Genomic DNA, 9,720 nt, shown 5'->3' with positions numbered 1-9,720 from the left:
CCTCCCGCACCTCGGCTACGTCACGCGACGCAACTACGAGGGGTACTTCCAGGGCGCGGTGGAGGACATCGCGGCGTTCCTGGCGGGGAGGCCGATTCGGGTCCTCGGCTGAGGGGTTCGGGTTCGGGTCAGGGGAGGCGGGGGGAGGCCCTGGCGCTTATGTGCGCGGTTCGGCGCGGCCGGGCCACCGTGGCGTACGTGGCGTACGGGCCTCGCGCCAGCCGTCCAGGACTCCGTCCACCACGCCCCGCACCCGGCGCCGCGCCTCGGCCCGCTGCACTCCGGCCATCAGCAGCGCGTCATAGTCCGAGTCGTCGTGCCGTACCGCCGCCCGCACCGCGGCCGTGACCGCCGCGGCGTCCAGGGCCCGGCCCGCGGCGCTGCGCCCGACCCGCCCGCTGCCGCGCCGGGACGCGTGCGCCGCGATCCGCTCCGCGCGCTCCGCCGGGCAACTCGGGAACAGGGTGCGGATCTCCGCCGCGAACGCCGCCGTGAACCGTACGTCCTCCGCCGCCCGCCGTGCCGCGTCCCGCTCCCGGCGCCGCGCCCGCGCGTCCGCGTCCGCGAGGCAGCGCCGCTCGGCCAGGGCGAGAGCCGCCTCCTCGACGAGGACGCCCTGCCGCTCGTACCGCCGCCTGCGGCGATTCCTGCGCACCACGACCACCGACAGCGAACTGGCCTCCCTGGCACGGCGGGTGAGCGCCGTGTCCCCGCGCGGCAGGAACACCAGGTGCCCAAGGTCGGCGCAGTCCAGACAGTGCGGCGCGCCGTCCGCGCGCACGAGCAGCGCGAGCGGCCCCGCGGCGCACTCCGCGCAGTGCCGGTTCCGCCGGCCGAGCGGCTGGATCGCCTCAAGTCCCGCGCCGCCGCCCTCCGTTGACGGTCTTGCTCTCGCTCTCGGGCTCGGGCTCGGGCTGCGGCTTGGCCTGATCCTGGCCGAGGAGGGTGGCATGAGCGGTATGTACCCGGTGGGCGGGGCGCCTCACATGGCTCGCGCTCTTGATGCCTCACTGTGTCATCAAGGTGTCGCTGTCGGTCTTCACGGTGTCGCTGTCGCCGTCGCTGTCGCTGCGTTCAGGCGGCGAGCCCCAGCACGAACGCCGCGCATCCGGCCAGCGCCCCGGCCGCCCGCACATGGTTCCAGGCCGTCCACTCGCGTACGTACGACCGCCACGGCTCGACGCTCTCCTGCGCCTGAGGGTCGAGCTTCGCCAGGGCGTCGTTGCGCGGGATGTTCGCCGCCACGGTGACCCCGAACGAGCCGAACAGGTACAGCGCGGAGCCGAGCAGCAGCGCGACCGTGCCCGGGTCCGGCCACAGCACGAACGTCACCACCGCCACCACCACGCACACGCCCGCCGTCCCGACGAACACGAGCAGGAACCAGGGGTTGATGATCAGCACGTTCAGCTTCTGCATCGCCGCGATGCCCTGCGCGGGCGGCAGCGCCGCGAGCGTACGCATCACCGAGGTGGAGAAGGCGAAGAAGACACCTGCGACGAGTCCGCAGCCGAGCGCGGCCACCAGCGTGAGTACGAAGAACGGTCCGTCGATCATGAACTCCCCTTTGAGCGCGGCCCGTTGATCCTGCCGCCAGGGGGCGTGCGGGGCAAGCGGATTCCCTGGCGGCGTGGCGGCCTGATGGTGTGGTGGCGTGGCGTGGTGACGGCGTGGTGGCGTGGCGTCGGCTGCGACCGGCCGACGGTCGGGCGTCCATGGCCGGGCATCATGGCCCGCGTGCGACTCGAACCGATCACCTGGGACCGCCTGACCGACACCCTCGCCGACCGCATCGCCGCCCTAGCCCCGGCCGACGGGGGCGCCTGGCCGCGCATCGGGATCGACGGCGCCCCGGCCGCCGGCACCGGCGACCTCGCCCGCCGCCTCGCCGAGGCCCTCCGCGTACGCGGCCGGTCCCCGCAGGTCGTGGACACCGAGGACTTCCTGCGCCCCGCGTCGCTGCGCTTCGAGTACGGACACCGGGACCCCGAGTCGTACTACGACGGCTGGTTCGACACCGGCGCCCTCTGGCGCGAGGTGCTCGGCCCGCTCGACCCCGGCGGCACCGGCGGCACCGGCGGCACCGGCCGGATCCTGCCCGACCTGTGGGACGCCGCCGCCGACCGCGCCACCCGCAGTCCGTACGTCCGACTCCCGCCCGGCGGCGTCCTGTTGCTGCACGGACCGTTCCTCCTCGGCCAGTGGTTCCCCCTCGACCTCACGGTCCACCTGGCCCTGACCCCGGGCTCACTGCGACGCCGTACGCCCCCGGACGAGCACTGGACCCTTCCGGCCTTCGCCCGGTACGCGGAGGAGGTCGCTCCGCAGGCCGCGGCGGACGTTCTCGTACGCGCCGACGACCCCCGGCGGCCGGCCTGGGGAGCCGGGGGCGCGTGAGGACGTTCGGCCAGGGCACGCGGTTCGCTACGGAGAGTGGCGGGTTGCTCGCGCAGGTGCGGGGTACTCGGGGCGCGACGAGAATTGAGTGCGCCGGTGGCGGCGACGCCCTCGCGTCGCGCAGGAACCCGGCCCACACCCGCCCACAAACCAACCCGGCTTACGGAGGCACATCATGACCACCGCCGGAGACATCATGCACCGCGGTGCCCAGTGGATCCCCGCCCACGAGACCCTGGACCGCGCCGCGCAGCTGATGCGCCAGCTCAACGTGGGCGCACTCCCGATCAGCGACGAGAACGAGCGGCTCTGCGGCATCCTCACCGACCGTGACATCGTCGTCGGCTGCGTGGCGATGGGCCACGACCCGACCACGGTCACCGCGGGCGAGATGGCCAAGGGCACGCCGCGCTGGATCGAGGCCGACGCCGACATCGAGGCCGTCCTCCGCGAGATGCAGGGCCACCAGATCCGCCGACTCCCGGTCATCGAGGACAAGCGCCTCGTAGGCATGATCAGCGAGGCCGACCTGGCCCAGCACCTGACCGACGAGCAGATCGCCGCCTGGGCGGGGAGCGTGTACGCGAGGGGTTGAGGCGCGTCGCATCGACGCGTCCCGGCGCCGGGACCCGCTCGGGTTCCCGGCGCCGCCCTGTGTCCCGCCTCCCGCCTCCCGCCTCCCGCACCCGCCACCGCGGCCCGCCCACGTACCGGTCCGTGGCTCCCTACGGCGGAACGCCGTTCGGCCGGTTGATCCGGAATAAAAACGGATCAACTGGGATGATCGCGGCATGACGCAGACGCGAACCCATGGATACCTCCTCGATCCCCGTCCCACCGAGGCCGGTCAGCCCTTCGACGCGACCGCCGCCCTCTTCGACGCGAGCACGTTCCGGCACTTCGAGCGCATCGGCGTCGGCCCCGGCTGGCGCTGCTGGGAGGTCGGCGCGGGCGGCCCGACCGTGCTCGGCTGGCTTGCCAAGCGGGTCGGCCCCACCGGTCGTGTCGTCGGCACTGACCTCGACATCTCCCGCGCGAGCGCCGCCGCCCGGCCGCCAGTGGAGGTCCGCTGCCACGACGTGTCCGCACAGGAACCGCCCGGCGAGGGCTTCGACCTGGTGCACGCCCGGCTTGTCCTCTCTCAGGTCACCGACCGCGACCGCGCCCTGCGCGCCATGGTCCGGGCGCTGCGCCCCGGCGGCCGACTGCTGATCGAGGACGCCGACGACGCGCTCCAGCCGCTCGGCTGCCCCGAAGAGCACGGCCCCGCCCAGCAGTTGGCCAACCATGTACGCAAAGGCCTGCGCGCGCTCCTCACCGAACGCGGCGCCGACCCCGCCTACGGGCGCAGGCTGCCCCGGCTCCTGCGCGAGGCGGGCCTCGCCCAGGTCGAGGCCGAGGCGTACTTCCCGCTGACCGCCCCCGCGGCCGCGGCCCTGGAGACCGCCACGGTCCAGGAGGCCCGCGACCGCCTCGTCGCCCGCTCCCTGGTCACGAGCGCCGACGTCGACCGCTACCTCGCCCAACTCGCCAGCGGCACCCTGGACTTGGCGACGTCTCCGCTGATCTCGGCTTGGGGGCGCAAGGCGTAGGGCGCAGGAGGCACGGCGGAGGGGCTGCGGCCCGCGCCGCCCACAGCCCGGCTCACCCTCCTCCCGGAAGCCCGTACTACGCCTCCGGCAGCCCGTACTACTCGCTCCTTGGTAGCCCGTGCTACTCGCCGCCTGTGCCTAGTCGCCCTGTCGCTTGCCGCTTGCCGCTTGCCGCTTGCGGCCTGCTGACGCCGCCTGTGTGCGTTCGGCTGACAGCCCCTGCCGCCTGCCGCCTGCCGCCTGCCGCCTGCCGCTTGTCGCCTGCGCCTGCCGTTGGCTGACAGTCGCCTGCCCCTTGCGCCCGCCGCCCGCCGCCTGCGGCCTGAGTGCCGTCGGCTGGAAGCCGCCTGCCGCCTGCCTGTCGCCTGCCGCCCGCCGTCTGCCGTCAGGCGCTGTGCCTGCCGTCTGTGTGCCGTCGCTGCCCCTTGCGCCTTCGCCCGCCGCCCGCCGCCTGCGTGCCGTCGGCTGGCAGCCGCCTGCCGCCTGCCCCTTGCGCCTACCGCCCGCCGCCCGCGCCTGCGCCTGCCGTCAGCTGGCAGCTGGGCAGCCGCCCGGCCGCCCGCCGCCCTTCGAGGCGCCTCAGCCAGGCCGTCCACCCAGCCCACCCGCAGGGCCGCCCGCCCCCGGAGGCGCCTCAGCCAGGCCGCCCGCCCACCCGCAGGGCCGCCCGCGCCCCCGCCCGGCACCCCTCTCGCGCCGCCTCCACGGCTGAGGCGCCCGTGAGGCGGGCGGCCAGGAAGGCACCGGTGAAGGCGTCCCCGGCGCCCGTCGAGTCCCGTGCCGCGACGCGTACGCCCGGCACCCGCACCGGTGCCGATCCGCCCTCCACGACCAGTGCACCCTCCGCGCCCGCCGTGACCGCCACCAGCGGAAACCGGCTCCCCAGCTTCGCCGCCGCCTCCGCCGCCACGGCCAGACCGGGCGGGTCGGGCGGATCCGGCGCGGGCAACCCCGCGAGCAGGGCCGCTTCCTCCCGGTTCGGCAGCAGCGCCTCCGCCCCCTCCACGGCGTCCAGGAACCGGCCCACCCCCGTCTCCACCAGGAACCCCACGGACGCCGGATCGACGCTCACCGATATCCCTCGCGCGCGTGCCGCCGACAGCGCGAGCCGTGCCGTGGCTCTGCTGGCGTCGGCGAAGAACAGGTAGCCCGACAGGTGCAGATGGGCCGCCTCGTCGAGCAGCGTCGGCGACCAGTCCGCCGGCCGCAGCCGCAGCACCGCCCCGCTGTCCGTCAGGAACGTCCGCTCCGCCGCCCCGTCCACCAGGCAGATCACCGTCCCCGTCGGCGCCTCCGCGTCGACGACCAGGCGCGGCCGCACCCCTGCCGTACGCAGAGCCTGCTCGTGCCACGCCGCCGACTCGGCGCCCACCCTTCCGAGCAGCGTCACCTCCGCGCAGCCCCAGCGCGACGCCCAGCACGCCACGTTGGCGCCCGCCCCGCCCGGCATCAGACGGATCGCGGCGGCCGTGTCGGTGCCATGAGCCAGCGGCGCACGGTACCGCGCCACCACATCCGTCACCACATCGCCGATCACAAGCAGCCCGCCGGGCCTGGGCCCCGACGCCCCGCCCGGCCGTACCTCCACCGCCTCGCCCGGCCGTACCCCCGGGCTCAACGCGACCACGCCGCCGCGACCCGGGCCGCCAGCCGCACATTGCCCCGCACCGCCGCCAGATTCGCCCGCAGCGACGCCCCGTCCGTGTGCCGCACCAGGTAGTCGAGGAGGAACGGCGTCACCGCCTGCCCGGTGACGCCGCGCTCCGCGCACTCCCGGAGCGCCTCGTCAAGCACCCGCGCGTGCAGCCGGGGATCGAGCTGCTCCTCCTCGGCCACGGGGTTCGCCACGATCAGGGCCGACTGGGGCCCACCAAGCAGGTCCTGCGCCCGCAGCACCGCCGCCACCTCCTCGGGCGAGTTCAGCGTCCAGTCCACCGGGTGTCCCGAGTCGGTGAGGTAGAAGCCGGGGAAGCGGTCCGTCCCGTACCCGGCGACCGCCACGCCCAGCGTCTCGAGCCGCTGCAACGTGGCCGCCACGTCCAGGATCGACTTCACCCCCGCGCACACCACAGCGATCCGCGTACGGGACAGCAGCGCCAGGTCCGCCGACTCGTCCTGGGTCGACGTCCACTCCCGGTGCACCCCGCCGAGCCCTCCCGTCGCGAAGACACGTACGCCCGCGCGTGCCGCGAGGAACGCCGTCGCCGACACCGTCGTCGCCCCGCTCGCCCCCGTCGCCAGCGCCGGCGCCAGGTCCCGGTGGCCCAGCTTCCGGATGCCGTCGCCCGACGCGACCCGCTCCACCTGCTCCTTGTCGAGGCCGACCCTCGCCCGCCCGTCCAGCACCGCCACCGTCGCCGGCACGGCACCCTCACGGCGTACCGACTCCTCCAGTTCCAGGGCCACTTGGAGGTTCTGCGGGCGTGGCAGCCCGTGCGCGATGATCGTCGACTCCAGGGCCACGACCGGCCGCCCCGCCGCCAACGCCTCCCTGACCTCTTCCGACACGATCAGCATCCGTGACCTCCCATCGCCCGCACCCGTGGCCCTTCCCGAGCGCGGGTCCGCCTCCCGTCGCGACCCTTCGCGCCCGGCTCTTCCGCCCTCGTCTCATCCCTGGCGGTGCCACCCACCGCCCAAACCCCGCGCGAGGCGCGGCGGAGGCGCGTGCGGGCGCTCAGGCTCCCCTGCGCGCCCCCACCCAGGGCATCAGCCGCCTCTCCCCCCACCCGAGCAGCGCGTTGATACCGAGGCCAAGGACACCCGCCCACACCGTGCCCGCCAGGACGTCCGTCGTGCCGTCGGGTATCTGGGAGGCCTGCGCGATGAACGTTCCGAGCCCTTCACCGAAGCCCGACAGGATCTCCGACGCGACCGCGAGGATCAGCGCCACGGCCGCCGAGATCCGTACCCCCGCCGCGATGAACGGAGCGGTCGCCGGCAGCGACACCCGCCACAGCACCTGCAGACGCCCGAAGCCGAAAGCCCGCAAGGTGTCCTTGGCGACCGGGTCGACATCACCGAGCCCGTACACCGTGTTGAACAGCACCGGCCACACACACGCGTACGCGATGACCGTCACCTGCATCTCACTGCCGGTGCCCAGCAGCAGCGCGACCAGCGGGATCAGCGCCACCGAGGGGATCGGCCGCAGGAACTCCACGACGGCACGCGCCGCCGCGTCGACCTTCGGCACGCTGCCGAACAGCACCCCCAACGGCACGGCCACGGCACACCCGAGCAGCAGTCCGTACGCCCACACGCTGAGCGTCGTCCCCACACCCTCGAGGAAGAGCTGGTCACCGGCGAGCTGCGTCGCGCGCGCCACGACCTCGGAGGACGGCGGCAGATAGGCCTGCTGCACGATGCCCGCACGGCCCGCCACCTCTCCGGCCGCCAGCACGACGAGGACGCCGACGAGCCCGAGCAGGACCCGCCGCGGCCGGGAGAGGGGTGCCGTCGCCGCGCTCATGACGACCCTGCCCGGAACAGCAGCTTCTCCGGGTCGAGCCGCTTCTTCAGCAGGCCGCCCTTCGTCATCATCGTGATCAACTTCCCGATGCGCTCAGGGCTGTTGGAGCGCGCGTAGGTGGGCAGCGCGATGGCGCGGGCCGTCCGCACATCGAGCTTCGTGTAGCCCGGCAGCACCTCCTCGACGTGGTCCCGGTTCTGCGCCGCATCCCGCTGCGCCCGCTGTACGGCCCGCTGGAAGGCGGCCGCCGTCCTCGGGTTCTCGTCGGTGAACCGCTGCGTCGTCCCGTACCCGGAGAGGGGCAGCCCGGAGGCGGGGCCGCTCACGCCGTCGACGACCACGCGCGCGCCGAGTCTGCGTCTGGCGTCCGTCAGGAACGGCTCGGTGATGTCGGCCGCCTCCACCTGCCCCTTCTCCAGAGCCGCGGCCATCTGCGGGAAGGGGACCTGCCGGTACTCCACCGGCTTCGCGTCGGCGCCCGCGGCCTCGAGGATCGCGTCGAGCCGCAGCGACTGAACGCTGTGCAGGACGTTCTCCGCGACCTTGCGGCCCTGGAGGTCCTCCGCCGTGCGGATCGGGGAGTCGGGCAGGACGACGACGTCCATGGAGCGCGGGGCGAGGGCTACGCCGTCCACGAGGATCCGCACCTTCAAGGTGCCCCGGTCCTGCGCCTGGAGCAGCGTCACGTAGTTGCCGCCTGCCACGACGTCCACCTGGCCGTTGGCCAGCGCCGGGATGGCCTGCACGCTCTGCTGCACGGGCCGCACCCGCACCCGTAGCCCCTCGTCCTTGAAGTAGCCGCGCTCCTGGGCGATGTAGAGCGCGGCGCTGTCCACGAGCGGTGTCGCCGCGACGGCCACCGTGGACTTCTCCAGCCCGTCGCTCCCCGCGCCCGTGCCGCCCTCGGAGGCCGAGCCTCCGCAGCCGGTCGCGAGCAGGAGCAGCGCGACCGGAACCGCCACCAGCCGGCGCAGTACCCCCCGCGCCTGCGGCGAACGGCGCCGTGGCGCCTTGTGCTCGGTCTGCTGTGCCACCGTCAACTCCCCCATACCAGAAGTAACTTGGATAGTGCATGGCGCGTCCGCGGTTCAAGACCGCATACTGAGCCCGCGGTGGCCGGTGAACAGCCGAAAGACCTCAGTGCGTGAGCCGTTCGACCGCGCTCTAAAGTGACCGTCCATGACGACAACCGACGCCGCGCCCGCCTCGTTCATCACGCACATCCCCGACGCCGAACTGGAGCCGGAGCCCCTCGACCCGGCGCAGATCGTCTCCGGCGACCCCGTCGTGACCGGCAAGGTGCTCTGGGAGTCCCCGGACGGCCGGCAGGTGCGCGGCATCTGGCAGATCACCCCCGGAGTGGTCACCGACACCGAGGCCGACGAGCTCTTCGTGGTCGTCAGCGGACGCGCCACCGTCGAGGTCGAGGGCGGGGACGTGCTGGAGATCGGCCCGGGCGACATGGCCGTCCTGCGCGAGGGCGACCGCACGACCTGGACCGTGCACGAGACCCTCCGCAAGGCGTACCACATCAACCTCTAGGGCTCATGGGCGCGTTCGGGCTCAGAGCGGCTGGGCGCGTGCGGGGCTCAGAACAGCGGTCTCGGCAGAACCCCTTCGAGGGCGAGCAGGTGCCGCTTGGTCTCCAGGCCGCCGCCGAACCCGCCTATCCCTCCGCCGCTCTCGACCACCCGATGGCACGGCACCACGACCGGCAGCGGATTGGCGCCCATGGCCGCGCCCACGGCCTGGGCCGCACCCGGCTGGCCGACCCGGGCAGCCAACTCGCTGTACCCCACGACCGCGCCGTACGGCACACCCGCCGCGAGCTCGCGCAGCACCTCACGGTTGAAGCCGGAGATCAGCGACCAGTCCAGGTCGAGCGTGAACGAGCGCAGCTCGCCCGCGAAGTAGGCCGCGAGCTGGCGTATCGGCTCCGCGAGACGTGCGGAGCCGGGGGCCTCGACGGGCGCGGCGCCGAAGCGGGCCGCGAGTCTGTCGACGGCCGTCTTCCGGGTCTGCGCATCGGCGTGGAAGACGACATTGACGAGCCCACGGCCGGTCGCGGCCAGGAGCAGCGGGCCGATGTCACTGTCGACGACGGCCCACTCGACGCCCTGGCCGGGGGTCTGCGGATCACGGTTCGCGTTCACGCAGACAACCGTACGACCGGGCACTGACAACGGGCCCCGGATCGCGATCCGGCCGCGGAATTCTGGGGCCGCCATGCGGACACCGGCCCCGGCCCCGCCGCCGACG

Annotated in this window: 11 protein-coding genes and 1 pseudogene; 5 read left to right on the top strand and 7 right to left on the bottom strand. The window is 74.1% G+C overall.

Annotation, left to right across the window (positions count from 1 at the left end):
• A pseudogene (locus tag QIT00_RS38230) lies at positions 1-112 on the top strand (D-2-hydroxyacid dehydrogenase family protein); the annotation flags it as partial.
• A 45-nt stretch (positions 113-157) separates the two neighbouring features.
• Here the strand turns inward: QIT00_RS38230 and QIT00_RS38225 are convergent.
• A complete protein-coding gene (locus QIT00_RS38225; RefSeq protein WP_282540113.1) occupies positions 158-952 on the bottom strand; it encodes a DUF2293 domain-containing protein in 795 nt (264 codons plus the stop codon).
• Between the two features lie 122 nt (positions 953-1,074).
• Positions 1,075-1,557, bottom strand: a complete 483-nt coding sequence (locus QIT00_RS38220) for an anthrone oxygenase family protein (RefSeq protein WP_282540112.1) — start codon at positions 1,555-1,557, stop codon at positions 1,075-1,077.
• Between the two features lie 171 nt (positions 1,558-1,728).
• Here QIT00_RS38220 and QIT00_RS38215 point away from each other — a divergent pair, with 171 nt between their 5' ends.
• The 3 genes from QIT00_RS38215 to QIT00_RS38205 all read left to right on the top strand — a co-directional run bounded on the left by QIT00_RS38215 (position 1,729) and on the right by QIT00_RS38205 (position 3,989).
• Entirely contained in the window at positions 1,729-2,397 is a 669-nt protein-coding gene (locus QIT00_RS38215; protein ID WP_282540116.1) for a nucleoside/nucleotide kinase family protein, read from the top strand.
• A 175-nt stretch (positions 2,398-2,572) separates the two neighbouring features.
• Complete coding sequence (locus QIT00_RS38210; protein WP_282540111.1) at positions 2,573-2,992, top strand: CBS domain-containing protein; 420 nt, start codon at positions 2,573-2,575, stop codon at positions 2,990-2,992.
• 196 nt (positions 2,993-3,188) lie between these two features.
• Positions 3,189-3,989, top strand: a complete 801-nt coding sequence (locus QIT00_RS38205; RefSeq protein WP_282540110.1) for a methyltransferase domain-containing protein — start codon at positions 3,189-3,191, stop codon at positions 3,987-3,989.
• A 634-nt stretch (positions 3,990-4,623) separates the two neighbouring features.
• Here QIT00_RS38205 and QIT00_RS38200 read toward each other — a convergent pair.
• From QIT00_RS38200 to QIT00_RS38185, 4 genes are all read right to left on the bottom strand, one after another.
• Positions 4,624-5,607 (bottom strand): carbohydrate kinase family protein, encoded by a 984-nt coding sequence (locus QIT00_RS38200; protein ID WP_408909944.1) that lies wholly within the window; start codon positions 5,605-5,607, stop codon positions 4,624-4,626.
• A complete protein-coding gene (locus tag QIT00_RS38195) occupies positions 5,604-6,506 on the bottom strand; it encodes a pseudouridine-5'-phosphate glycosidase (protein ID WP_282540109.1) in 903 nt (300 codons plus the stop codon). The genes QIT00_RS38200 and QIT00_RS38195 overlap by 4 nt, the downstream gene beginning before the upstream one ends.
• 160 nt (positions 6,507-6,666) lie before the next feature.
• Positions 6,667-7,461, bottom strand: coding sequence for an ABC transporter permease (locus QIT00_RS38190; protein WP_282540108.1), 795 nt, complete (start codon positions 7,459-7,461; stop codon positions 6,667-6,669).
• Positions 7,458-8,495 (bottom strand): ABC transporter substrate-binding protein, encoded by a 1,038-nt coding sequence (locus tag QIT00_RS38185; RefSeq protein ID WP_282540107.1) that lies wholly within the window; start codon positions 8,493-8,495, stop codon positions 7,458-7,460. The genes QIT00_RS38190 and QIT00_RS38185 overlap by 4 nt, the downstream gene beginning before the upstream one ends.
• A 145-nt stretch (positions 8,496-8,640) precedes the next feature.
• Between QIT00_RS38185 and QIT00_RS38180 the strand changes: the two genes are divergently transcribed.
• A complete protein-coding gene (locus tag QIT00_RS38180) occupies positions 8,641-9,003 on the top strand; it encodes a cupin domain-containing protein (RefSeq protein ID WP_282540106.1) in 363 nt (120 codons plus the stop codon).
• A 47-nt stretch (positions 9,004-9,050) separates the two neighbouring features.
• On the opposite strand, the gene QIT00_RS38175 is transcribed toward QIT00_RS38180, so the two are convergent.
• Entirely contained in the window at positions 9,051-9,638 is a 588-nt protein-coding gene (locus QIT00_RS38175; RefSeq protein WP_282540114.1) for a methylated-DNA--[protein]-cysteine S-methyltransferase, read from the bottom strand.
• Positions 9,639-9,720 lie beyond the last annotated feature (82 nt).

This window comes from Streptomyces luteolus (genome assembly GCF_029968015.1).
Classification (GTDB): domain Bacteria; phylum Actinomycetota; class Actinomycetes; order Streptomycetales; family Streptomycetaceae; genus Streptomyces; species Streptomyces luteolus.
The sequence above is the reverse complement of the archived record's forward strand: the minus strand, read 5'-3'. Positions and strand labels throughout refer to the sequence as shown.